This is a genomic window from Brevibacillus sp. 7WMA2, assembly GCF_010748895.1.
Classification (GTDB): Bacteria; Bacillota; Bacilli; order Brevibacillales; family Brevibacillaceae; genus Brevibacillus_B; species Brevibacillus_B halotolerans.
Genome location: NZ_CP048799.1, coordinates 4,497,909 through 4,520,414, shown reverse-complemented (window position 1 = coordinate 4,520,414; position 22,506 = coordinate 4,497,909). Strand labels below are relative to the sequence as shown.

The window sequence follows — 22,506 nt, the reverse complement described above, 5'->3', positions numbered from 1 at the left end:
CTTCATTTTTCTATTGTACACTACTGAGGAAAGTTTGTCCCCTTAAACACAACTTACATTGTAGCAGTTTTCTAACAGGAACTAAACTAGTAAAGAAATACCGCCATCCACAATAATCGTTTGACCGCAAATCATTTTTGCTTGGTCAGATAACAAAAACATAACCGTATTAGCTAAATCCTCCTCTTCGACCATACGCCCTACCGGAGTTCGATTAGCAGATGCTTCCAATAATTCTTCGCGGTTTGGGAAATGCTTTAATGCTCCTGTATCAACAACGCCTCCAGACACAGCATTTACAGAGATGTTATACGGAGCTAATTCTACAGCAAGATAACGAGTTAATGCTTCTACAGCAGCCTTTGATACTCCCACTGTTGTGTAATTTTCAATGACACGAATAGAGCCCAAACTGGACAAGCTTACGATTTTACCGCCATCATTGGTTTTTTGCATTAATTTTGCTGCTTCTTGCGCACAGAATAATAAAGCCTTGCTGTTAATTTCCATAGTCCAGTCCCAGTGACTCTCTTCTAACTCCATTAAAGGGCGTAGCACACCAGAAGCTGCATTGTTCACCAGTATATCTAAACGGCCGAATTCCTCATCAATCTCTTTAAACATCTCTTTAATTTTTGCAACATCTCCAACATTGGTTTTTACCAAATGAACGCGAACACCCTTCGCTTCTAATTCAGATGCTGCTTCTCTTGCTGCTGTACGATTACGCAGATAGTTAATGACTAAATCATAGCCTTGGTCAGCTAATTGGTGAGCAATCGCCTTCCCAATACCTCTGGTTCCACCTGTAACTAATGCTACTTTTCCATTTCTACTCATATATTTCTTCCCTTCCTTCCTAAAATGTAAAAAAGAAACGTTCCATCTACCAGCTATTAACATCTGGTACTAATTAACTTCTATATTATACAAGCTATACCATTGCATCGCTACGTGCAAATGTAGATCAGGTGTAGTCTTTATAACCAATTATTGCCTTCTTATGAAAAAGACTTCAATCTTTTTATTTTCTTTTACAAATCATTAATTTTATACTTTACAAATTGAAAATAATACCATACTATTAAGAAATAATGCTAACACTTGGAAAGGAGGTTCAGAAAAATGATGGTTATGGGAATCTTTACTCAATTAGCTGGCAACAATAAGGCTATGCATAATTTCATAACATCTTCTCTCCTCGCTTCCAGACAGGTGATGGTTGTTTAGCTGTTCTTTATACCTGATAAGCAGATCGTAGGAGAGGTATCTCTTGCGGTGCATATTTTCTTTTACACGCTCAGACCGTGAGATATCCATATCTTACGGTCTTTTTATGCTCTTTTTTCATAGAAATTGAAAGGGGGTGACACAAGTCATGGTATTTCATTTTTTCATGTTTTCTGTTCAGATCAAGCGCAATAAACCGCCTGTTGAACGGCAAACACAGCTTTATTTCCAGGAGCAATGGATTAAAGAACGCGATGAAAAGCGCTACATGTTGGACGCGCAATCGCCGTATATTATGTAAGTATTCTTCATTTTGATGGGAGGAATGTTGAGATGAGAAGTGTTAAACGTAAGCAACGCATGAAGTATATAGGTGTAAAGGCGCTAGATGGGACCTGACTGAATGAACAAAAAATAAAAGGAGGATGTGCACTGTGCATATTCCAATGATCTTTTTTACCATTATTATTGAACGTAAGAAGAAATCACCAGAGAAAACATACCGAGATTATATACAGTATAAACGCATTGAAAAAATCCGTGAAGAAAACCAACAAAGATGCATGGAACATCATTATTTAATGAATCGTTTCTAAGCGTCTATTATAAAGCTGCAAAAAGCCCCCTCTGTATGAAGGGGCTTTTTGCGTTACCATTTTTCTTCCTTCGCCGTTATTTCAGCAATGATTTTATTGTGTAAGACGGGGAATGCATATTGTGACATTTCCTCTGATGTGACAAACACAGCATTCTCCTTGAGTGGCTCACCTGAGATGTGCTGCATTACATACACATCAACATTCCAATGCAAATGCGAGAAGGTATGCTGTACATTCATCAGGTAATCCCCCAAATCGACTTGTAGTCCATATTCCTTTTCCAAAAGCCGGAGCAATTGTTCTTCATCATCTTTCGTCCCTGCATCCTCTACCATGGGAAATTCCCATAAACTTGCTAATAATCCCTGTTCAGGACGCTTTTGAATCAGATATTGGTTTCCACGCTTTACTACCGCTGTCAGTAATTGAACGGGACGCGGCGGCTTTGCCTTTCCTTTAACAGGTAGCGTATCCTGCACTCCTTCCCTTCGAGCTAAACAGTAATCAAAAACGGGACAGGTTAGGCATTGCGGATTTTTAGGCAGACAAACAAGTGCCCCTAATTCCATAATGGCCTGATTAAAATCACCTGCTCGTCCGATTGGGATCGTTTGTTTAACCAATTGTTCCATTTTGATCCGTGTAGCTGGTTTAGCAATATCATCATCCATCAGTAGAAGTCTGGAAAACACACGCATCACATTACCGTCTACTGCAGGTACAGGAACCTCGTAAGCAATGCTTAAAATAGCACCCGCTGTATAGGGTCCTACACCCTTTAGCTTGGAAATTTCTTCAGGTGTATCTGGAACCACGCCACCATACGATACCGTGACCTCGCGTGCTGCTGCTTGCAAGTTACGTGCTCGGGAATAATAACCTAGTCCTTCCCATGCTTTTAAAACCTCTTCCTCAGGAGCCGTTGCCAGCGCTTCCACTGTAGGGAACTTTTGCATAAAATTTTGATAGTAGGGTTTAACGGTTTCGACACGGGTCTGCTGTAGCATAATTTCTGAGACCCAGACACGATAAGGATCTCGATTTATTCGCCATGGTAAATCTCGCTTTTGGGCATCATACCAATATAAGAGATCCTGAGCAAAATCAAACGCTTGAAATTCATCGGGCAGTGTATAAATAGTTGGTTGTTTTTTTCTCGTCATGCTTTTCCTTTGTTTCCCCTTTGTTCTTTTCAGGTTTACATCCAATTTTATATAACAGTTCGTGCAAAGATCATCTACTTCCATCTTGCCAAAAAAAACAGGTTTGAACAAGTTTCTCCTACATTTACCGTCCTGATTTAATGGCTTGGCTACTTGTAAAAGAAAATGGTACCCAACGAAGCAATCTTTTTGAAGAATGCATACTTTTTTTTAGAAAGGATTGAAGAATGAAGTAAGTTGTGCCATAATTTTTTCCACCATCCCCGTGCGAAAGGAGAAATCTTCTAGTGGATACTGCCACGCATTTTGCCATCGGTTTTGGTTTAGCTGCCCTTGCTCATCTAGATCCTGTAGTAGCAAACGATCCGGGTTTAGCTGAAGCGGTAATGATTGGAACAGTCATCGGTCAACAAGCACCTGATTTTGATGGATTTACTCGTCTACTGGGTAATGCAACATATATCCGCAACCATCGGGGAGCTTCTCATTCGATACCCGCTATTTTCATTTGGACACTCTCCATTTGTGGACTTATCCAATATTTCATTCCGCAAGTGCACTGGGGGCATTTACTCGGTTGGACATTCTTCGCTGTCTTTTTACACGTTTTTGTCGATATATTTAACGCCTATGGAACACAAGCACTACGTCCCTTTAATCGAAAATGGGTAGCCCTTTGCACCATGTTTATCTTTGATCCGCTGATTTTTGCCTTGCACATCATCGGGCTGCTATTGTGGGCGGCTGGTGCTGAGCCTGGTAAGCTGTTCTTGGTTATCTATCTATTTATTGCCCTTTATTATGTAAAAAGGTATCGGGTACATGCTCGTGAGCTAGCCTATCTGCAATCCTCATTGGGGCTAAAAGGAGAGTATACGCTAATCCCTACTTATTCGTGGAGTAACTGGACATTTGTAGTTAAAACCACGCAGCAATGGTATGTAGGAGAGATGCATCAGGGCTCCGAACCATTGGTGCTTGATATTTTCCCGATTCCAAAAGAAGAACCTGAGCTGATTACCCTCACGAGACAGGATAAAAAAGTGCAAGCATTTCTTTCCTTTACCCACCATGTTCATGCAGAAGTCATACAACGCTCTTTTGGCTATGAAGTCAAATGGAAAGATCTGCGTTATCGAGCCAAGCATATGGGCAAATCCCACTACATGCTGGTAGCTGTCGTCTATCTAGATCAAAATAAACAAATTCGTGATTCGTTCGTAGGCTGGATTCACCACAGTGAAGACCAGTTAACCAAAAAATTAAATCCCCAAAAAGAGATTCAAGTCAATTAAAAAGAAAAAAAGCTCCTTCTTCGTGAGGAGCTTTTTCCTTTTGACACATTTATGTTCGAGATTTATTCGGTCTACACGAAGCTGGTTCTACATGAATCAGCATTCGTTCAATTCCATTAAAGCCTTTCAAATGCTCTTCAATTCTATCCGTAACATCATGACTTTCTTCTACAGTTAATGATGAAGGCACTTCAATAATGCAATCAACATGAACAGCGCTTCCATGATAACGGGCCCGTAAATCAGTCACACGGCTAACGCCATTCACTTCCATAATACGATCATGAATCTCCTGCCATTTCTCTTCTTCAAAGGCATCCATTAGGCTATCGACAGCCTGTTTTCCTACCACATATGCCGTCTTGATTATGAGTAAGCCGACGATGAGTGCCACTAAAGCATCTGCCCATAGCCAGCCCAACCTAGCTGTACCAATACCAATTAATGTTCCAATGCTGATAATCGCATCACTTCGATTATCATAAGCAGCAGCCATAACTGCCAGATTATCTGTTTCTTTACCAACCGCCATATTGTAAAGAGATAAGAGATATAGAATCAAGGCACCGCCAAAAGCTACATACATTGATAAAGGATCAGGAGCCATTACTTGTGCTTCTGGTCTCCATAATTTCATAAAAGCACCCTTTAACACATCTATCCCTACCACTGCCATCATAAAAGCGGCTAATAGGGCTGCTGTCGTTTCTGCACGAAAATGTCCATATCGATGATTGTGATCAGCTGGTTTCTGGGAAATATACATACCGATCATCAGGGTAATAGACGCCAACACATCTGATACGTTATTCCATCCATCTGCTGTCAATGCCTCAGACTGAGCAAACATACCAGCCACAATCTTGCTTACAGACAGGATCAAATAAAGAAAGATGCTAATCTTAATGGCTCTGCTTCCCTTTTTGTATTTCAGGAGCTTGGAGCTCCCTTCTATACTTTCCACAGTAAATTTCCTCCTCATACCGAACTTTCTATTCTAATGGTAACGATCCAAAAGCGTGTTAGTCCAGAGAAACGTTTTTGCAAAAAGGCAGGATTGCATCTATAAGGAAAAAGATTTGCATGAAGGAAACCCTATGTAAGCTAGATACAATTGGGCTTGTAGGAATGCAAGGCTCTGATTTTCGGGAAAGCCTTTTAACCGTTTCTTTATTAAAATTTGTATGTCAGTTCTTTCTGAGGATGTTACACACTACTTAAATGCTATTGGATCACCTAAAAAATTCGTCATACTAGGACGAGGAAACAAAACCCAACCTCTAGATTTATTTATATCTTAAAGATACGAAAAATGTGAGCAGAACAAACGAATTTAATGGGTTTATGTGGAAATTTTTTCAGTCAATGATTGACAATCCGCATATGCTTTATAACTAACGCGTAAGCCGTCTTTCTTTATAGCATCACAACAAAAAAGGGTAAGCATACCTATTAGATGTGACTAATAGGAGCCTACCCTTTGTCTTTATTCCATATATTAGCGAGCTGCTGCGAAACGTTTGTTTACTTCATCCCAGTTAATCAAGTTCCAGAAAGCATTGATGTAGTCTGGGCGTTTGTTTTGGTAGTTCAGGTAATAAGCATGCTCCCAAACGTCTAAGCCAAGAACAGGAGTTTTTCCTTCCATAATTGGGCTATCTTGGTTAGGAGTGGAAGTGATTGCTACTTTATCACCGTCTACAATTAGCCAAGCCCAACCAGAACCGAAACGGCCAGTAGCTGCTTTTGTAAACTCAGCTTTAAAGTTATCGTAGCTACCGAATGCAGCATTGATTGCATCAGCAATAGCACCTGTTGGGTTTCCACCGCCATTTGGGCTTAGGATTTCCCAGAATAAGCTATGGTTCGCATGTCCGCCACCATTGTTGCGTACGGCTGTGCGAATAGCTTCTGGAAGCGCATCCAGATTGGAAATTAATTCCTCTACGCTTTTACCTTGAAGATCAGCATTTCCTTCTAGGGCAGCATTTAAATTGTTAACGTAAGTAGCATGATGACGATCATGGTGGATTTCCATTGTTAATGCGTCAAAATGTGGTTCCAATGCATTGTTCGCATATGGTAGTGCAGGTAGTTGATGTGCCATTACAAAAACTCCTCCTTTATGTAAGTAAAAAGTCCTTTATGCTTGCTTTACTCCTTAATTATAGCGTAAACGACCGGATTAATGCAACTAAAATGTATTGAAAGTATAGTAAGGTATTTTACCCTACATTTACTGAACGCAGAACTCTTGCAAACCCGATCACTCATGATAAACTGTACATTATCAAATATTTCGCAATTAAATAAAGGAGTCTGACTTTCAAATGGAACTCGACATATCAACCATTGTTTTACTTGCTTTAATCGGATTTTTAGCTGCGTTTATTGATAGTTGCGTTGGTGGAGGCGGATTAATTTCTCTTCCTGCTTTACTGGGGTTAGGCCTTCCTCCTCATCTTGCGTTGGGAACAAATAAGCTCGCTGGCACCCTTTCATCCCTAACCAGCTCGATCACCTTCATTAGCATGGGGAAATTCGATAAGAAGCTAATGTTGATTCTCACACCCTTTTCCTTAATTGGTGCTTGGTTAGGTGCCCTAACGGTTCTAGATATTCCACAAGGCTTTCTCAACACGCTAGTTATTATTATGATGGGTCTTATCTTTGTTTATACTCTGCTAAACAAAAAGTTTGGCCATGAAGCAAATTTTAAAGGGTACACAACCTTTACGATTAGCTGGGGCATTTTATTTGCCTTTTTGATTGGTTTCTACGATGGTTTTTTCGGTCCCGGCACAGGCTCCTTCTTGATTTTCCTAATGGTGTTACTGTTCGGCTATGACTTTGTAATCGCTGCTGGCAACGGTCGTGTCCTCAATCTAGCCAGCAATATCTCGTCACTTGCTGTATTCATCTGGAATGGAAAGGTTCTTTTTTCTACTGGATTAGTTATGGGATTGGCCATGATTTTAGGCGCAACTATTGGTGCCCGTGTGGCCGTTATGACTGGTGTTCGCTATGTGCGCCCGCTGTTTCTTCTCGTGTCAGTCTCTCTCATTACCAAAATGGTATATGAATTAATAATCAAATAAGAGCAAGCAAAACGGCGTGTACCACTCAGTGGTTACACGCCGTATTTTTTTACTAAAACAGGTTGACTTTCTCCTGTTTAATCGCTGAAGCATTTTTAGCTAATTGGGCACCAGTTCTCCCCGTTATTTTCCGTCCCTATGCTGCTTTATACGGGCAATGATTCCGTCCGTTAATAGGCCAATACCTGCACCGTAAAAAGGTGCTGCCATTCGAAATCCTGTCGGTAAATCTTTTAGAAAAAACAGTATGACTCCAATGATAAAGCCTAACATCATAAAGCGAATACGCGTAGAGCCCAAGCTACTTCCCTCCTATTTTGATTTAGGTTTAGGGAATTTGTTCGGCATTTTCATGTTTTTCATGTTGCGGCTCATTTGTTTTAGCTGCTTTTGATTTAAATTCATACCCATAGAACGTGCCATGGTTTGAATTTGCTTTTCATCCATTTGCATGTTGGCTACTTGCTTTTTAAGATAGTGAACTCCACCATAGAACCCACCAGCTAAACCTAAGAGTAGCGTAACAATTGGAATAACCCAGTTGTACCACATGTTCCATTACCATCCTTTTTTAATATCTTATCCCGTCCATTTTACCATAAGAAGCTTTCCTGTCCATGTAGATTTGTGTCGTATGGTATGAAATGAGGCTAACTTTTTATGATAGGACTTGCATATACTATGCTGAGGTGAAGAAAAATGACTGCTTTCGTCGTGATCGATCCTGGACATGGTGGCATTGATCCAGGAGGGGGAACCAACAGCTTGTTTAAAGAAAAGGACCTCGTTTTAAAAATTTCCCTTTATCAGCACCAACGCTTTTTAGAATTAAATGTTTCAGCTTTACTTACTCGCTCTACAGATATAACGCTTGAAAGCGACCAGCGTGCATCATCGGTTCGCAACAGCGGCGCACGATATTGTCTTTGTAATCATATTAATTCAGGCGGCGGTCGAGGTGCAGAAGGAATCTATTCTATTCACGCCTCCTCAGCCATGTCGCGTACTCTTTTCGAGGAAATTGAGACAGCCGGCATGCCTGTAAGGCGTATCTATACGCGTACTCTCCCCAATAATCCCCAACTTGATTACTATTTTATGCATCGAGACACAGGAAATGTGGAAACGGTCATAATCGAATATGGATTCGCAGACAATCCAATAGACGCTGAGTTTTTAAATACGAAGTGGAAGGAGCTAGCAGAAGCCATTGTTCGTGGCTTTTGTGAGTTTACCAATCTACCTTATACTCCCCCATTGACCACTTCCCCAAAGCCTGAACCACCTGATGACTGGAAACAAGAGGCCGTTAACTGGCTTTATCAGGAAGGTATTTTGACCAATGAGGAATGGCGGCAAAACATTGATAAACCTTTGCCGTTATGGGCAGAAGCCATCGTGCTGCGCCGTTTATACGAAAAGGTAATGAATAAATGATAATAGCTTTCACATGATCAAATAAAAGGAGACATTCCCATGAGCTTAGACATTGGTGCAATTATAGCCATCTCTATGGCGGCAACCTCTACGCTGTCCGACTGGTTACGTATTCCAGTGAAGTTAAGAGCTTGGACAACGCTAGGTTTTATTTTGCTACTAAAACTCGGCTATGATTGGTTATACGGCCCTGTACCATTTATCTGGAAGGATTCACTCATGCATGGAATTACAGCTGGACTAGCTGCCGTAGGAATTTATTCCACCACGAAAAACACCCAACAGCATATGAAACAACTCAAAAATGATTGGAGCAATAATGAGCAAAACGCTAAAATGTTGTCGAATAATATTGATCTTACAAAGCCTGTCCTCTCGTCAGAAGATCGGGAAGCATTTCAGCCTTCTGTGCAGCCATTCACTCCATCCCAATCACAGGTTGCGCCCTTACAAGCACAGAGTCCAATAGATAAGCCTAGCACAGAACAGCAAACATCAGTAGAAATCGCATTGAACCAGCCTCTGCACTCCACCTCCGCCCCTTCTTCTAGCCTCTCCTCCGATCCAGACAGCCTGTCTTCTACTAGCTTCAAATCGTCCAGTGAAGCATCTTTTACCGTATCTGCTCAGCCATCTCATGATTCCTCCGATAAAAAATCTTCCTACGAAGACTATGTCTAAAAGCGAGCCAAAGTTGACTGGCTCGCTTTTAGATACAGCTATTCCTTTTTCACATACCGTGTAAGAGGAGTATCCTCCAACCCGGAATAATTGGTTTTGGCCAAAACGCTGACAAGCTCATCTTCTGGAAAACGATAAGCGGTTAATTTCCCTCCAAACACACATCCTTGATCAATATTAATCGCATTCTGCCTCTTACTTCGTTCTGGCTCTGGGCGAGGGTCATGCCCCCAAATGACTACCATATCCGATAAATGATCTACCGTCCAATCTTTGCGGATGGGCCTTCCATCTGGACCTAAGCCTGCAACATCTCCATATCGGCAAAAGTTCTGGATAGCAGGTGAATCCTCCCCAATATAACTGTCCTTAATACCGGCATGTACGGCAACCAGGGCCTTTTTACCTCGATATTTCACAATAATATGGGATGGTGCTGACATGAGTAATTGCAAGCTAGCATAGCGAAATTGAGCAGTGCGTCGGGCACCGTGCTCCACCTCGTAACGTGCAAATTGCTGTTCCACCAGCTCATCACCATGCGCCAGCGTGACCCTTCTCCCATCTAGCCAACGTGCAATTTTCCATCCATGATTGCTGTCTACCATCTCAGCTAGCCCTTCTTTAATATGCCTGATAAAAAAATCAAGCAGCTTAAGTGATTCAGGCCCTCTACTCGTAATATCCCCTAGTGACAATATCTTTCTTCCCATAGGATGTTTATATAGCTGATCCTTTGCATCGAACGTGTAACCGAGCACCGACAACAGTTCAATAAATTCTTCATAGCAACCATGTATATCTCCGATGACATCTACGCCGCTATTTGCTGTGAAGAATTTGGATCGCTTCGGTATAAACTTTTTCACGCGACCAACCCCACTATTTTCCATATTCTTATAGTATTACCCTAAGTAGTCCTATTTGATAAGTAATATAAAGAAAAACCCGAAGACTCGCTCCGGATTTTGGTGGGTTGCTATTTTTATTATTGTAGTTGGTGCTTATGGACATATATTGCCGCCTGTGTTCGATCTTCTACACCTAGCTTTGATAAAACATTACTTACATGTGTCTTTACCGTTTTAATACCAATAATTAATTCATCCGCGATCTCTTGATTCGATTTTCCCTGCCCAATTAACAACAGTACCTCCAACTCACGGGGTGTCAATTGCTGATGAGCCGGCGTCTGCGCGCCTGTACGGAACCTTGCCATGATCTTACTGGCTACCCGTGACTCTAATACAGGCTCTCCGTCTACTGCGGCACGAATAGCTTTTACGATTTCAGATGCACGGGAGGTTTTTAACAGATAACTAAATGCTCCTGCTTCAATAACCGGATATACCTTCTCATCGTCAATAAAGCTGGTAAGTACAATAACCTTCGTCTGCGGCAACACTTCCCGAACTTTCCTTGTTGCCTCAATGCCTCCCATGCCCTCCATGACTAAATCCATGAGTACGACATCCGGTTGCATTTCCTCAACCAGACGCACCCCTTCTTCCCCGCTTGAAGCCTCCCCTACTACTTCTATATCATCCTCTGTGGATAAATAAGAAGCGAGTCCCATACGCACCATCTCATGATCATCTACTAACAATACCCGGATCATTCTCTCCATCTACTCCTTTTGGGTGTACGTCCAGCAGTAACGGGACGCGTATTTCGATCTGTGTGCCATTGCCTGGGGATGAGTAAATCTCCATTGCACCACCAATTTCATCAACCCTCTCACGCATGGACACCAATCCATAGGAGGTCATTTTTTCTCCTTCTGGATCAAAGCCAATACCATCATCCGCAATGCGTAAACGTACATGCCCTTGCAGCGTGAATAATTTTACTGTAATGCTATGTGCCCTGGAATGACGCAAGGAGTTGGATAGTGCTTCCTGAAGAATGCGAAACAGTTGATCTTCAATACCATTCGGGATATTGGCAATGTTACTGATTTCCCAATTAATATCCAACGTATGCTTGATCTTCAGCTCTTCTAATAGCTCCTCAACCGCTTCACCCAGTGATTTGTTTTGTAATGTAGCCGGACGCAAATGCAACAGTAATGCTCTCATCTCTGCCTGTGCTCCTGCTGCCATTTCCTCTACCAGTTCAATCTGCTGTGCCGCTCGACTCGGATTTTTATCAATTAACCGTTTGATAGCAGCAGTGGTCATCGCGATAGCAAACAGCTGCTGACTGACAGCATCATGCAATTCACGTGCAAGCCGCTGGCGCTCCTCTGTCACCGCGGCAGCTTTAACCTGATCATGCAATTCTGCATTATGCGTGGAGAGTCGCTGTAACGATGCCACTTGCCCCTCCCATTTAGCTGCAAGTCGATTTAACTGCCAGCCCAATTCGCCAATCTCATCCGAGCCTAATTCCGGTACCCGATAGGATAACATACCGCGTTCTAAATTCATCGTCGCCTCCCATAAGGAATGCAAACGCTTTTTTAACAGATTGCCAGCGATATAACCGCTGACTAGCCCAACAACTGTAGCCACTACTAATCCTACAACCAATTGAAAAAAGAAAATACGCCAGCTAAATTCAACGGTCACTGATACATGTAGATATTTAGCCAACCACTCATTGACCTCCGGACGATCCTTACTAAAATGACCGATCCATAGGAAAATACCAAACATCGTCAATACCGTGCTGTTTGTCCAGAACAGCGCTTGTTGAACCGCCTGCCACTGAATACTTTTTAATGTCGAATAGGATTGTTTCATATGTCTGTACACCCTCTCATCAGATGTACTTGACATCAATATCGCCCACCCAGAGCGAAATGATGATTTTTACTTTTTCAGTAGCTTCTGCGTAGTTATGAGTGGACAGCATCACCTTACGCGTAATCCCATTTTGACGATGGCCTAGTACTTCCAATTCTCCAATAGTCACCTCTGCCATCACCTGTACTGGCATATCGACCGGAACATAGATCGTGACATCTCCAATCCAGCCGTTGATGACTAGTGTACCTTCCTTTTCAGGAATGACAGCACGGGACAGATCAATAACCACATCGCCGATCCCCTGCCAAATCCGCATATTTTTTAGCTCAAAACGACCAGAAATCAATTTATAATCACCAATTAACGAGCTACGTGTATCCTGTGGATTATGAATGTGTACGTGATCGTAAAACGTCTTATCAAAGCTTTTATGAAAGGATTTATCGCTAGATTTGTGCTGTTCTCTATGCGTGCCTTCTTGAGCCGAAATTGGTTCATCAGGCCCCGTATCAGAATAATAAGAACCAGAATAGCATTCGCCTTCAATTTTAGGCCCAAACTTTGAATAGGACTCCTTCTTTGCCTTTTGATTATTCTGCTCGCCTGTATAAAAGCTTTGACTCGTAGGCTGTGTCTGAATATCTGCCTGCTTTTTTTCTTGTGCCTTTTTCCGCTGACTCTCCTTAAGTAACGCATCCATTTCAAGATCGAGATCATCTTGCTTAGCTGTTTCTGCTGATTGAGAATAAGCGGTTGTTTCTTGCAGCTTCTCTTCTGTATAAGTAAAGTCTTGGCCAAAATCATTCTGATTTCGACCTTTACGACGTATTAATCGAATGCCATAGTAAATAAAGAACATGGAAAAAATAAAGCCGAACAAATTATGAATGGCAATACCAAACCATTCCTGAAAAATATTAAGAATACCAATGGTTAATAAGATACCACCGGTAATTTTTCTTCCTCTTTTCCAAAATCGATACCCCAAAAAAATAAAGAGCAGAGGCCATAAGGAAAAAATGCTGAAAAAAATCAGCCCTAAATTATTGAGGAAGAGGCCTAAACCGACAAAGATGATAATGGTACCTGCCACCATTTTTTCTACGCGAGAAAATTTCAAACGAAGCCTACTCCTCTCTCAACTGATTTTTATCTCTTCTTACATATATATACAAAAGCTGGTGGGATATTAAACGGGGTAAATTTAATATCTACCGTAGAAAATCGCGATTCCAGTTCATTCTTCAGTTGCAAGGAGTACTGAAAGGTAACAAAAACCCCATCTGGTTCAAGGGATTCTACCACACAATCTAAGATATCACTGCGTAGCTTTTCAGGGAAAACAGCAAATGGCAGTCCAGAAACAATAGCATCCAGTGAAGGAATATTTAATTCATTCATATACTCTGATAATCTGACCGCTTCCGAGCAAATTGGTACCTGAGGAAAACGATGATGCAGCATTTGCTGGAATTGTGGATCACGCTCCACGATAAAAAACCGTGCATCCTTCTTCATCTGAGTAAGAATAGCACGTGTAAAAACACCGGTTCCTGGCCCCAATTCGGCAATATGTCCTACTTGCTCCCATGGAACATTTTTCATCATTAGACTACTTAAAAAACGCGAACTGGGGATCACGCTCCCTACTTGTCCCGGTCGCGAGACAAAGCGTCTCAGAAACACAAGTAAATCTGACATCTAGTAAACCCTCCTAGGGGAAAAGCAGCCCTAAACAGGGCTGCTGTGTGTAATAATATCTAGTTCTTTGTTGTTGACTCTATTTCTTCCCTATTTTCAGTGGATTTTCCTGCCAACTTCTCCTTTAATTTTGCTAATTCATAATCTAACTCGTCTTTTTTGTCCAGCTTTTTCAATGAACGGTGGTATTCAGAGTCCTCATACATACCACTCATGCTAGCTTCCGCTTCCATCTGCATTACTTTTTCCTCCATACGATGAAAACCGCGAGCCGCATTTTCAACACCTATGCCTGTTACATAAGAGTTTACTTGCTTTTGTGTACGGGCTACTTGAGCTCTGGACATTAACATATACTTTTTAGCACGCATTTTATAGAACTCTTCTTTTAGTTCAGCTAATTTTTCACGCATTTGCTGGGCAGCATTACTAGACGAATCCAATAATTCTTTTAATTCGAGTGCACGTGATTCGTATGTCTTCTGATCCAATAAAGCACGTCTAGCCAATTCGTCCTCGCCTTCAGTAAGAGCAAGCATCACTTGGCGCTCGCGTTTAGTTGCTAAAGTATTCGCCTCTTCATATTGTTGGCGGAATTTCTTCTCCTGAGCCACCTGACGAGCTACCGCTACTTCTACTCGACCAATCTCCGCTTCCATATCACGCATGTATTGTGTAAGCATAACAACCGGATCTTCTATGGAATCAATCGCATTATTTACGGAAGCCACCGTTACATCACGCAGTCTTTTAAAAATACTCATTTTAGAATTCCTCCTTAGAGTTTATCATTTTTTGGTTTTTGTAATCAAAACAAATCCTTATGTTGACGTTTCTTTAACTCGTTTTCCCAACGATCTAGCTTATCTTCACGCAATACACTTTGGGCCCATTCTCTCTCCCACATCGATGGAGTTGATTCATACGGAGCCGTATGTCGTTGGCCTTTCATAAGCTTACATCCAAAGTAGATGATCGCAATTGCTAGCAAGCAACCAAATAGCAAGCTCAATTTATTTAAGAGCATTAATAGCCCGAAGAGGAAAACAAATATTCCCCATCCTTTATTTCCTGTTGAGCCAGCGCTTAACACCTTTTTGCAACCATAGACCATTAACAGTCCTGCGATAAACATGGGGATTAACCTGTCGATTCCTAGCCCTAGTTTGTCAAGCAATACCAGTACCCCTACGACAATCAGCGTAAGCCCCAGAAATAATTTTCCGGATTGCCCTTGCAAGTGTTTTCCCTCCTTTTTTCATTCGCTTGTTGTTCATGACCTTATTGTAGTCGACCCTGAAATAATCTATAACGGGCGAGCGGATGGTTTTCGACTCAGCCCTGAGTCGGAGAGAATGTCCATCCTTGAAAGGAAAGATAGATTACCCTATTACATGGATAGGAAAATTAGATAAAGCAACAGGAAACGACAGAAATTTTCACCTTGTTTCTACTAATAGAAAATAGAAGAGAAATGTCACTCTTATCAAAAATAGATAAGACGGGTATTCTCCAAAAAGATTACTCAAAAATATGTCGAAATGGTGAACTTTAATATAAAAAAAAGGGAAATCGCGACGAAAGTAGAATTTAATCTCTCTGTGTAAAAAAAAATCGAAAATTAGCCGAATTCCAGACAATGGAAACGGGGGAACCAAACTTTGGGGTGAATAGCTGTTCTTTCAAAACAGCTTAGGGAAACCTTTCGACCGAACCCATCAGCTAACCTCGGAGGCTTAAAAGGAAGGGGCTCTTTCGTTGCGTAAGTTTGTGTGTTCCATACTAACGACTGCATTACTAGCCGTGGGTGGAGGTTCTGTATTCGCATCCTCCGACTCATTAGACAAGACCATCAATCCTTTGTATGGCGTACCTTACAAAGCAGCCGGTAAATCTACTTACGGTTTTGATTGCTCCGGATTTACTGGATACGTGTTTGGGGCTTTAGGTGCAAAACTTCCAGCTTCTTCTTCTGCCCAATTTGAAATCGGGGAATCAGTAGATCGAGAAGACCTGAAACCAGGAGATTTAGTGTTTTTTAACACGAATGGAAGAAGCATCTCACACGTAGGCATCTATATTGGAAACAATATGTTTGCTCACTCGGAAACAGGAATTGGAGTAACGAAGACAAGCCTTGATGATCCCTACTATTGGAGCAAAAAATACGTAGGCGCTAAACGTGTAGCAATTCCAGAAATGGAAGACTAAAATCTTTTTCACTGAAGCTGAAAAAGAAGCACAACCTTTTTATACAAAAGCCAGGGACATGAGTCTCTGGCTTTTTCTGACTATAATTAGTACCAGCTCACATGATAAGACTATATCTTTCCTTATATTTAATTGTGCCATACACCCTTATCCATGATATGATGAAATTAACTGCATTTCGTAGAAACTAGGAGGGTCTCCCTTGAAAGATCATATTTTTGTCGTGGACGATAACCAAGAGATTGTCGATCTGCTCCAAGATATTCTTGAGAATGAAGGTTTTGACGTTTCTCATGCTAATAGTGGAGAAGAAGCACTTGCAAAGCTAGATAGCGGGCTAACCCCCAACCTCATTTTACTTGATATCATGATGCCACATATGAGCGGATATGAACTATGCGCGCAAATTCGCCGTGAACGGGAAATGCCTATCATTTTCTTAAGTGCAAAAGGTAAACCAGTAGATAAAGTTGTAGGACTAGAAATCGGTGCTGATGACTATATCACCAAGCCTTTTGATACGGAAGAATTGTTAGCTCGCATCCGTGCTCATCTTCGCCGCTATGACCGTTTGAGAAAATTAACTGCCCAGAATGAACAACTAGACAAGGAAGCTGGAAATTCAGCTCTCACCATCTTAAAATTCAAAGGGTTGGAAATTCATAAGGAAACTTACTCTGTCTATGTAGGGGAAAATAAAATTGATTTATCTACAAAAGAATTTCAATTATTAACCTTTCTAGCAGAGAATCCAGGTATTGTTTTTACCCGAGAGCAAATCTATGATCGCGTATGGGGCTATGGTTATGGCTCACTTAATACTGTTACGGTACATATTAAGAACCTGCGCGAAAAGCTAGAAACTGAACGCACATTTATTAAAACACAATGGGGAACTGGTTACGTCTTTATTGGGGAGCGTATCTAATTCGTGAAAATCAGCAATAAAATACTGCTCGCCTTTTTAGCTGTCATCGTGATTCATATTTTGGCCTATCGCTTTGTTTTTCAAAACATTATTGTGGATCAGCTTAAAACAGATCGCCACGAGCAGTTTTTGCTGGGAAAAGAAGTGGCTGAGAGAGTCAGCTTTAATGAAGTGATTCGTCGTTCCTTGTTTAAAGATCCCAATGAATTAAAAGAATTAACGAAACAGTTACCAGAAGACCTGATGTATACGATTGTGGTAGAGGATGAGAATGGACATGCCATTACCACGAAAACCTCCGAAGCCTATAATGCAAAAGGCAAAGGATTAAAAAAGGTAATAGCAGAGTATTCCATTGATCGTAGTGCTCCTGTACAAGGTAGGACTGTTGTTCGATTTTATACAGATGATTATGATATTCTCTCTTCTAAAGGAGTTACCATGATCATTGTGTATATTTATGTCAGCTTAATTTTCATAGGTATTATTCTATTTATTGTGGTCATTCGTTGGATACTCCGCCCTGTTAATGAGCTTTCTCGTGTTACTCAGGAAATTAAGCTAGGCAAACGAGATGTTGCCTTTTCTTATCAATCTACCGATGAATTTGGGCAACTATTCCGCTATTTCGATGACATGGTGGAAGAGCTCAATTTTGTCGAGGAACGACAACAAGAATTGATGGCTGCGATTGCGCATGATTTTCGCACGCCTTTAACTACAATCAAGGGGTATGCCTCTTATATTGCTTCAGGTCGGGTTACCGATCTTGAGCGAATACAGAAGCAAATGGCAAAAATAGAAGACAAGGCTCTTGATTTGGAAAACCTATTGGATGAGCTACAGGATCATAATCAATTGATGGGTCGTTTTCCACTCAACCTAACTCGTATTCATATCCGAACATTCGCTAGCAACATCGCTGAGGAATACGCCACCCGTCTGGAGCAAAGCCCCATCAGCTTTTCCAGTAAATTCCGCGTTTCTGATTCCTTACATATGGAGGCGGATGAGCAAAAGCTACGACGTGTTTTAGAAAACCTACTAAATAACGCGATACATTATAATAAGCCTGATGGAAGTATCCTGTTTACCTGTGATATGGGAAACAATGAGGTGAGCTTCTCTGTCATTGATAAAGGGGACGGTATCGCAGAAGAAGATTTATCGAAAATCTTCACCAAATTCTACCGTGCGGAAAAATCACGTAATCGCAATAGTGGTGGTACAGGATTAGGCTTAACAATTTGCCAGCGACTTGTTGAACGGCATTCTGGAAAAATCACGGTAAGCAGTCAGGTAGGTATAGGAAGCGCCTTTACCGTAACCATTCCGCTTAAACAGAAAAAAACAGCTCCTGATATACCTGTACCACAGGATTAGGAGAACCAATCGTTTTTCCTACAGGATAATCGACTAAGAAGGTCACTATAAAAAATACCGCATCCGAGCTACTAACTTGGATACGGTATTTTTTTATGGCTGTGTTATCGGTTCCTTGCTGCCATACAGACGGTATCCCCGGATTATGCCTCTCGTTCCTCAAGTAATCGCAAGGATTCAATACAATACTCCACAATTTCATTTATATCAGGGATATTTCCTTCATCGATTTTCCGATGAAAATCCAGTTTAATTCGTACCTGAAATTGTTCAGGCGGCCATCTAAATTCCTGATGCTCATCTACTGCAAACATGACCTGTTGTGTGATATGCGGTCGATGTCCCCAAATTTCATTTAACAAATCAATTACTTGAACAGATTCGTAGCGTACATCCCTCATGGATACATCGAAATGAATGCATATCCGACAGCCCATCGGTACAGCAAGCGTTTGCTCTAACTGCTCACTTGCGATATCCGCTAGTTCTGTTGAGAGCTGAATTTCGGCAGTAACCTTATGCCTGCTATCGTCTTCCTTGGAAGACAATAAATGAAATTGAATATGAAAATAGCGTCCAAATTTAGCCAAATCAACAGCATCTACTCGATTTATTACCAAAATATCGCCATCCAAATCATGATCATAAACAGCGCCTTCTAATACAACCTTTATATTGTCATAAATAATTGGATGAAACATCAAATAGCTCCTCTCCATATTCTGTTCTTAGAATGCCCTGTTTTTTTGGCTGGTGCAAGTAAAACGAAAAGAAAAATGAATGACTTCAATCCTTTTCTCATTAATAGCTACATGCATACACAAAAATGTATACCGATAAAAAAAAGCCACTCTGCTTGACTGGCAGAATGGCTTAAGAAAGGGTGTGTATAGGGAGAAAAGAAAGGGTTCCATAAAAGAGTATTTTATTGCAAATTGATTAAGCTTCTACGATGATGTACTTCTTCTCGGAGCACTCCAAGCATTCGGACATATAGGATTCGGCTTGTTCTGCAATCGGTTGACCACAGCATTCACATTGTTTTGGTCCCAATGTAGCAAAGAAATGAGTCAATTTCTCCATGTTAATCGCCTCCGTATGTTTTCGTGCTTCAATTGTCATTTGTTGATTTTATTGTACTACAACAGTCTCTAAATAAAAAATCTTGTTATATCACATTTTACAGCGATTATCCGGTATTTGGTTACCCTATCTCTCGAATACTCTTTATTTCTCTGTATTAATACTATTTTTACTAAATAACACTGTTATAATACAAGAAATAATATCCAGCGCTGAAAAGGACTGGGTAAACAACAGGTTACTACACCTAGAAGGAAAGGAAAAATGAATTCGTGCTTACTAATTTTTTGTGTAGCGTCTAAATGAAAACATGCTTGAACCTGCCCTCTTCTCCCGTCATGACGTAATAGATTAACATGGATGCCTTTGATTTTTTGACATTATAGTAAGGTTTCTATATAATGAATGATAGTCATTCATTTTTGAAAGGGAGGTAATCAACATAGCTAACACTTCTGATGATAAATACAATAAAATTTTAAAAGCTGCCATTGACGTCATTTCAGAAAAAGGACTCGATAAGACTTCCATTTCAAATATCGTACAAAAAGCAGGAGTTGCACAAGGAACCTTCTATTTATATTTTTCGTCTAAGAAAGCCTTAATTCCAGCCATTGCAGATAATCTTCTCACCATCACTTTAGAAAGAATTAAAGAAAAGATTCAAGGGAAAGAAAACTTTTGGGACGTCTTAGAGGTTGTGATTGACGAAACCTTTCACATAACCGATTCTTACAAAGACATTATTGTCCTTTGCTATTCCGGTCTTGCCATCGACCATTCAATGGAGAAATGGGAAGCGATATACCGTCCCTATTATCATTTGTTTGAAGTTATCTTAAACAAAGCCATAAACGATAACGAGATTATCAGTGATATTAATATCGAGCGAATGGCAAAAATGATTATTAACCTTGTTGAGAATGCGGCTGAACGATTTTATATAGGGCGTGATCAGGAAGATACTGTGGATATAGTTAAGGCTGAGACCTATAACTTCATCAAGAGATCACTGTTACAAAGTAAATAAAGCTATCAGGTATGTGCCATATTTTTTTTAAGACTAAAATGACTGACATTCATTCATTTCTTAGTGATAAGGCATAACCGTTACGCGACTCTTCATTCTAAGTGTAATTTCATTAGAACCTACAGACAATAAAAGCAAAGAAATACATGAAGAAGAGGCCGATTACGTAACTAATTCTTTGTGCTTTTACCGAGCATTTTGAAATGAGTGATTTACCATTTTAAAAAAAGGAATGATTGTTTATGAATAGAGCTTGGATTTATGTCATGTTAACTTGTTTATTCGAATTGCTTTGGGTTTATGCTTTTAACGTGGCAGCAGCATGGTGGCATTGGGCTATTGTGGTTGTCATTATTATTGCAGATTTTTATCTGCTCTCTAAAGCATGCGAAACATTACCAACGGGTACAGTTTATGCTATTTTCGCAGCAGCAGGTACAGTAGGCACTGCCCTTATGGATATTTTTATCTTTGAAGGGGTATTCAGCTTGGCAAAAGGTCTATTTATGGGGCTTCTAGTCATTGGCGTGATCTCATTAAAGCTTGCAGACAATAATGGCGGAAACACACAAGGGAAAGGAGCTGCTTAATTATGGGTTGGTTATTTGTTTTTCTAGCGGCAATATTTGAATTAATGGGAGTAATAGGCTTAAAGAGATTTAGTACAAATAAAACTTTGATAAATACGGCTCTTTTCTTTGGAGGGTTCGGTGCATCTTTTGCCTTCCTTTACACAGCTCTTCAATATCTTCAGTTAAGTGTAGCCTATGCCGTTTGGATTGGTGTGGGAACAGCCGGTGCAGTACTAGTGAATATGATTTTTTTCAATGAGTCAAAGAGCATAGGACGTATTATAAGCCTCATCATCATTGTCATCGGTGTAACTGGACTCAAAGCAGTGTCTTAACCTACAGTCCTATCGAGTAAAAGCAACAATAGCCTTCCCATCATGGAAGGCTATTGTTTTATTTAAAATCAGATTTATTACCAGTGGGGACCTGACAGCTTAAGACTGCGAGGCGGCTCTGGAAAGTTCATTTCCTGTTGCTGGTACATTTATTTTTTGCTTCAAAAAATTCTGTTCCTGCTCTTCTGTGATATAACCTAGCTTTTTCATTCGGCTTAATACCACATGTTGCCGGGTCATTGCCTTATCAGGATATTTGATTGGTGAATAATTTTCTGGTGCTTTTGGTAAGGCTGCAAGCATTGCTGCTTCACTTTCATTAATTGTTTTTAGCTTTGGATCATGTAATCGTACCGTTTTGCCAAAATAATATTGTGCTGCCGCTTCTATGCCATATTTTCCATGACCAAAGTAGATATTGTTTAAATACATCTCTAGGATTTCATCCTTAGAATATTGGCGTTCTAAATTCATCGCAATGAAGGCTTCTTTTAGCTTGCGTGTATAGGTTTTCTCATTTGTTAAAAATAAATTTCTAGCTAGTTGCATGCTAATCGTGCTTCCGCCTTGTCGCTTGCTTTCTGACATCGTATTAATCCATAAAGCTCTTCCAAATGCAATGTAATCAATTCCTTTATGGTAATAGTAGCGATGGTCTTCAATCGCAATAAAAGAGTCCTTCAGATAAGCAGGCATCTCGTCTGTAGCAACATACGTCCCTTTGCCTCCTAAACTACTCCCTACCGTCTTACTTAAGATCTGTTGGTCTATTAAATAAGAACCGGCTATAGTTACAATAGAGTATGCAATAATCTGGAAAAAAAGCGCAGCAATCAACAATATTACTAACCACTTTGGTACACGTGTACGTCGGGCTTTAGGCTTGCTCTTTTTTAACGGTTGTGCAGTTCCTTGTAAGACATGATTCATGATTGCTGCCTCCTTTCTATTTATAGGACGTTGTTTTCTTTGACATGTTTCGACTTTTGCCTCGTTGTAACCTAATTGTA

28 protein-coding genes and 1 riboswitch are annotated in these 22,506 nt (G+C 40.6%); of the genes, 12 read left to right on the top strand and 16 right to left on the bottom strand.

Features of this window, described 5'->3' with window-relative positions; translation table 11 throughout:
• Window positions 1–81: 81 nt before the first annotated feature.
• The gene (gene fabL / locus GOP56_RS19540) at window positions 82–840 is read right to left on the bottom strand and encodes an enoyl-[acyl-carrier-protein] reductase FabL (protein ID WP_003335421.1); all 759 of its coding nucleotides are present in this window, start codon (window positions 838–840) and stop codon (window positions 82–84) included.
• A gap of 538 nt (window positions 841–1,378) precedes the next feature.
• Here fabL and GOP56_RS23485 point away from each other — a divergent pair.
• Both GOP56_RS23485 and GOP56_RS23480 read left to right on the top strand, forming a co-directional pair.
• Window positions 1,379–1,531: a hypothetical protein gene (locus tag GOP56_RS23485; RefSeq protein ID WP_003344102.1), complete on the top strand. Its 153-nt coding sequence runs from the start codon at window positions 1,379–1,381 to the stop codon at window positions 1,529–1,531.
• 133 nt (window positions 1,532–1,664) lie between these two features.
• Window positions 1,665–1,826, top strand: coding sequence for a hypothetical protein (locus GOP56_RS23480; RefSeq protein ID WP_003335424.1), 162 nt, complete (start codon window positions 1,665–1,667; stop codon window positions 1,824–1,826).
• A gap of 53 nt (window positions 1,827–1,879) precedes the next feature.
• Here GOP56_RS23480 and mutY read toward each other — a convergent pair whose 3' ends face one another.
• Window positions 1,880–2,992 (bottom strand): A/G-specific adenine glycosylase, encoded by a 1,113-nt coding sequence (gene mutY, locus GOP56_RS19535; protein ID WP_031309437.1) that lies wholly within the window; start codon window positions 2,990–2,992, stop codon window positions 1,880–1,882.
• Between the two features lie 287 nt (window positions 2,993–3,279).
• Here mutY and GOP56_RS19530 point away from each other — a divergent pair, with 287 nt between their 5' ends.
• Window positions 3,280–4,287: a metal-dependent hydrolase gene (locus GOP56_RS19530; protein ID WP_068793885.1), complete on the top strand. Its 1,008-nt coding sequence runs from the start codon at window positions 3,280–3,282 to the stop codon at window positions 4,285–4,287.
• 49 nt (window positions 4,288–4,336) lie between these two features.
• Here the strand turns inward: GOP56_RS19530 and GOP56_RS19525 are convergent, their stop codons facing one another.
• Together GOP56_RS19525 and GOP56_RS19520 are read right to left on the bottom strand one after the other, a co-directional pair.
• A complete protein-coding gene (locus GOP56_RS19525; RefSeq protein ID WP_022585650.1) occupies window positions 4,337–5,251 on the bottom strand; it encodes a cation diffusion facilitator family transporter in 915 nt (304 codons plus the stop codon).
• Window positions 5,252–5,785: 534 nt separating this feature from the next.
• Window positions 5,786–6,394 carry a superoxide dismutase gene (locus tag GOP56_RS19520; protein ID WP_003335428.1) on the bottom strand — a complete coding sequence of 203 codons (609 nt, stop codon included), beginning with the start codon at window positions 6,392–6,394 and terminating at the stop codon, window positions 5,786–5,788.
• 223 nt (window positions 6,395–6,617) lie between these two features.
• Between GOP56_RS19520 and GOP56_RS19515 the strand changes: the two genes are divergently transcribed.
• The gene (locus tag GOP56_RS19515; protein ID WP_003335429.1) at window positions 6,618–7,385 is read left to right on the top strand and encodes a TSUP family transporter; all 768 of its coding nucleotides are present in this window, start codon (window positions 6,618–6,620) and stop codon (window positions 7,383–7,385) included.
• A gap of 123 nt (window positions 7,386–7,508) precedes the next feature.
• Here the strand turns inward: GOP56_RS19515 and GOP56_RS23475 are convergent, their stop codons facing one another.
• Together GOP56_RS23475 and GOP56_RS19510 are read right to left on the bottom strand one after the other, a co-directional pair.
• Window positions 7,509–7,685, bottom strand: a complete 177-nt coding sequence (locus tag GOP56_RS23475; protein ID WP_022585652.1) for a hypothetical protein — start codon at window positions 7,683–7,685, stop codon at window positions 7,509–7,511.
• Between the two features lie 12 nt (window positions 7,686–7,697).
• The gene (locus GOP56_RS19510; protein ID WP_003335431.1) at window positions 7,698–7,937 is read right to left on the bottom strand and encodes a YneF family protein; all 240 of its coding nucleotides are present in this window, start codon (window positions 7,935–7,937) and stop codon (window positions 7,698–7,700) included.
• Between the two features lie 147 nt (window positions 7,938–8,084).
• On the opposite strand from GOP56_RS19510, the gene GOP56_RS19505 reads away from it, so the two are divergent.
• Together GOP56_RS19505 and GOP56_RS19500 are read left to right on the top strand one after the other, a co-directional pair.
• The gene (locus GOP56_RS19505; protein WP_163246340.1) at window positions 8,085–8,822 is read left to right on the top strand and encodes an N-acetylmuramoyl-L-alanine amidase; all 738 of its coding nucleotides are present in this window, start codon (window positions 8,085–8,087) and stop codon (window positions 8,820–8,822) included.
• A 39-nt stretch (window positions 8,823–8,861) separates the two neighbouring features.
• Window positions 8,862–9,503, top strand: coding sequence for a hypothetical protein (locus GOP56_RS19500; RefSeq protein ID WP_068793882.1), 642 nt, complete (start codon window positions 8,862–8,864; stop codon window positions 9,501–9,503).
• A gap of 38 nt (window positions 9,504–9,541) precedes the next feature.
• Here the strand turns inward: GOP56_RS19500 and GOP56_RS19495 are convergent, their stop codons facing one another.
• The 7 genes from GOP56_RS19495 to GOP56_RS19465 form a co-directional block, all read right to left on the bottom strand.
• The gene (locus tag GOP56_RS19495; protein ID WP_022585655.1) at window positions 9,542–10,396 is read right to left on the bottom strand and encodes a bis(5'-nucleosyl)-tetraphosphatase PrpE; all 855 of its coding nucleotides are present in this window, start codon (window positions 10,394–10,396) and stop codon (window positions 9,542–9,544) included.
• Between the two features lie 95 nt (window positions 10,397–10,491).
• Window positions 10,492–11,121 (bottom strand): response regulator, encoded by a 630-nt coding sequence (locus GOP56_RS19490; RefSeq protein WP_003344084.1) that lies wholly within the window; start codon window positions 11,119–11,121, stop codon window positions 10,492–10,494.
• Window positions 11,096–12,247 carry a HAMP domain-containing sensor histidine kinase gene (locus GOP56_RS19485; protein ID WP_022585656.1) on the bottom strand — a complete coding sequence of 384 codons (1,152 nt, stop codon included), beginning with the start codon at window positions 12,245–12,247 and terminating at the stop codon, window positions 11,096–11,098. The genes GOP56_RS19490 and GOP56_RS19485 overlap by 26 nt, the downstream gene beginning before the upstream one ends.
• 19 nt (window positions 12,248–12,266) lie before the next feature.
• Window positions 12,267–13,373, bottom strand: a complete 1,107-nt coding sequence (liaF, locus tag GOP56_RS19480) for a cell wall-active antibiotics response protein LiaF (protein WP_163246339.1) — start codon at window positions 13,371–13,373, stop codon at window positions 12,267–12,269.
• Between the two features lie 29 nt (window positions 13,374–13,402).
• Complete coding sequence (locus GOP56_RS19475) at window positions 13,403–13,954, bottom strand: class I SAM-dependent methyltransferase (RefSeq protein WP_163246338.1); 552 nt, start codon at window positions 13,952–13,954, stop codon at window positions 13,403–13,405.
• Between the two features lie 59 nt (window positions 13,955–14,013).
• Window positions 14,014–14,718 carry a PspA/IM30 family protein gene (locus tag GOP56_RS19470; protein WP_003335440.1) on the bottom strand — a complete coding sequence of 235 codons (705 nt, stop codon included), beginning with the start codon at window positions 14,716–14,718 and terminating at the stop codon, window positions 14,014–14,016.
• Window positions 14,719–14,762: 44 nt separating this feature from the next.
• On the bottom strand, window positions 14,763–15,194 hold the full coding sequence (locus GOP56_RS19465) for a LiaF transmembrane domain-containing protein (RefSeq protein WP_003344075.1): 432 nt from the start codon (window positions 15,192–15,194) through the stop codon (window positions 14,763–14,765).
• Between the two features lie 373 nt (window positions 15,195–15,567).
• A riboswitch (cyclic di-AMP (ydaO/yuaA leader) is annotated at window positions 15,568–15,706 on the top strand.
• 6 nt (window positions 15,707–15,712) lie between these two features.
• On the opposite strand from GOP56_RS19465, the gene GOP56_RS19460 reads away from it, so the two are divergent.
• The 3 genes from GOP56_RS19460 (at window position 15,713) to GOP56_RS19450 (ending at window position 18,476) form a co-directional block, all read left to right on the top strand.
• A complete protein-coding gene (locus GOP56_RS19460) occupies window positions 15,713–16,165 on the top strand; it encodes a C40 family peptidase (RefSeq protein ID WP_003335442.1) in 453 nt (150 codons plus the stop codon).
• Between the two features lie 202 nt (window positions 16,166–16,367).
• The gene (locus GOP56_RS19455) at window positions 16,368–17,093 is read left to right on the top strand and encodes a response regulator transcription factor (RefSeq protein ID WP_003335443.1); all 726 of its coding nucleotides are present in this window, start codon (window positions 16,368–16,370) and stop codon (window positions 17,091–17,093) included.
• A gap of 3 nt (window positions 17,094–17,096) precedes the next feature.
• A complete protein-coding gene (locus tag GOP56_RS19450; RefSeq protein WP_003335444.1) occupies window positions 17,097–18,476 on the top strand; it encodes a sensor histidine kinase in 1,380 nt (459 codons plus the stop codon).
• A 143-nt stretch (window positions 18,477–18,619) separates the two neighbouring features.
• Here the strand turns inward: GOP56_RS19450 and GOP56_RS19445 are convergent, their stop codons facing one another.
• Window positions 18,620–19,177 carry a hypothetical protein gene (locus GOP56_RS19445; RefSeq protein ID WP_163246337.1) on the bottom strand — a complete coding sequence of 186 codons (558 nt, stop codon included), beginning with the start codon at window positions 19,175–19,177 and terminating at the stop codon, window positions 18,620–18,622.
• Window positions 19,178–19,415: 238 nt separating this feature from the next.
• A complete protein-coding gene (gene yhfH, locus GOP56_RS19440; protein WP_003344066.1) occupies window positions 19,416–19,559 on the bottom strand; it encodes a protein YhfH in 144 nt (47 codons plus the stop codon).
• Between the two features lie 442 nt (window positions 19,560–20,001).
• Here yhfH and GOP56_RS19435 point away from each other — a divergent pair, with 442 nt between their 5' ends.
• The 3 genes from GOP56_RS19435 (at window position 20,002) to GOP56_RS19425 (ending at window position 21,496) form a co-directional block, all read left to right on the top strand.
• Entirely contained in the window at window positions 20,002–20,589 is a 588-nt protein-coding gene (locus GOP56_RS19435) for a TetR/AcrR family transcriptional regulator (RefSeq protein ID WP_035318911.1), read from the top strand.
• Between the two features lie 242 nt (window positions 20,590–20,831).
• Entirely contained in the window at window positions 20,832–21,179 is a 348-nt protein-coding gene (locus tag GOP56_RS19430) for a DMT family transporter (protein WP_163246336.1), read from the top strand.
• Window positions 21,180–21,181: 2 nt separating this feature from the next.
• A complete protein-coding gene (locus GOP56_RS19425) occupies window positions 21,182–21,496 on the top strand; it encodes a DMT family transporter (protein ID WP_003335451.1) in 315 nt (104 codons plus the stop codon).
• 99 nt (window positions 21,497–21,595) lie between these two features.
• On the opposite strand, the gene GOP56_RS19420 is transcribed toward GOP56_RS19425, so the two are convergent.
• The gene (locus GOP56_RS19420; protein WP_101667439.1) at window positions 21,596–22,426 is read right to left on the bottom strand and encodes a transglycosylase domain-containing protein; all 831 of its coding nucleotides are present in this window, start codon (window positions 22,424–22,426) and stop codon (window positions 21,596–21,598) included.
• Window positions 22,427–22,506 lie beyond the last annotated feature (80 nt).

What these genes read in the sequence shown, in the direction of transcription:
- fabL (WP_003335421.1), bottom strand. Translation starts at nt 840, where the DNA reads ATGAGTAGAAATGGAAAAGTAGCATTAGTTACAGGTGGAACCAGAGGT.
- GOP56_RS23485 (WP_003344102.1), top strand. Translation starts at nt 1,379, where the DNA reads ATGGTATTTCATTTTTTCATGTTTTCTGTTCAGATCAAGCGCAATAAA.
- mutY (WP_031309437.1), bottom strand. Translation starts at nt 2,992, where the DNA reads ATGACGAGAAAAAAACAACCAACTATTTATACACTGCCCGATGAATTT.
- GOP56_RS19520 (WP_003335428.1), bottom strand. Translation starts at nt 6,394, where the DNA reads ATGGCACATCAACTACCTGCACTACCATATGCGAACAATGCATTGGAA.
- GOP56_RS19515 (WP_003335429.1), top strand. Translation starts at nt 6,618, where the DNA reads ATGGAACTCGACATATCAACCATTGTTTTACTTGCTTTAATCGGATTT.
- GOP56_RS19510 (WP_003335431.1), bottom strand. Translation starts at nt 7,937, where the DNA reads ATGTGGTACAACTGGGTTATTCCAATTGTTACGCTACTCTTAGGTTTA.
- GOP56_RS19505 (WP_163246340.1), top strand. Translation starts at nt 8,085, where the DNA reads ATGACTGCTTTCGTCGTGATCGATCCTGGACATGGTGGCATTGATCCA.
- GOP56_RS19500 (WP_068793882.1), top strand. Translation starts at nt 8,862, where the DNA reads ATGAGCTTAGACATTGGTGCAATTATAGCCATCTCTATGGCGGCAACC.
- GOP56_RS19495 (WP_022585655.1), bottom strand. Translation starts at nt 10,396, where the DNA reads ATGGAAAATAGTGGGGTTGGTCGCGTGAAAAAGTTTATACCGAAGCGA.
- GOP56_RS19490 (WP_003344084.1), bottom strand. Translation starts at nt 11,121, where the DNA reads ATGATCCGGGTATTGTTAGTAGATGATCATGAGATGGTGCGTATGGGA.
- GOP56_RS19485 (WP_022585656.1), bottom strand. Translation starts at nt 12,247, where the DNA reads ATGAAACAATCCTATTCGACATTAAAAAGTATTCAGTGGCAGGCGGTT.
- GOP56_RS19475 (WP_163246338.1), bottom strand. Translation starts at nt 13,954, where the DNA reads ATGTCAGATTTACTTGTGTTTCTGAGACGCTTTGTCTCGCGACCGGGA.
- GOP56_RS19470 (WP_003335440.1), bottom strand. Translation starts at nt 14,718, where the DNA reads ATGAGTATTTTTAAAAGACTGCGTGATGTAACGGTGGCTTCCGTAAAT.
- GOP56_RS19445 (WP_163246337.1), bottom strand. Translation starts at nt 19,177, where the DNA reads ATGTTTCATCCAATTATTTATGACAATATAAAGGTTGTATTAGAAGGC.
- yhfH (WP_003344066.1), bottom strand. Translation starts at nt 19,559, where the DNA reads ATGGAGAAATTGACTCATTTCTTTGCTACATTGGGACCAAAACAATGT.
- GOP56_RS19430 (WP_163246336.1), top strand. Translation starts at nt 20,832, where the DNA reads ATGAATAGAGCTTGGATTTATGTCATGTTAACTTGTTTATTCGAATTG.
- GOP56_RS19425 (WP_003335451.1), top strand. Translation starts at nt 21,182, where the DNA reads ATGGGTTGGTTATTTGTTTTTCTAGCGGCAATATTTGAATTAATGGGA.
- GOP56_RS19420 (WP_101667439.1), bottom strand. Translation starts at nt 22,426, where the DNA reads ATGAATCATGTCTTACAAGGAACTGCACAACCGTTAAAAAAGAGCAAG.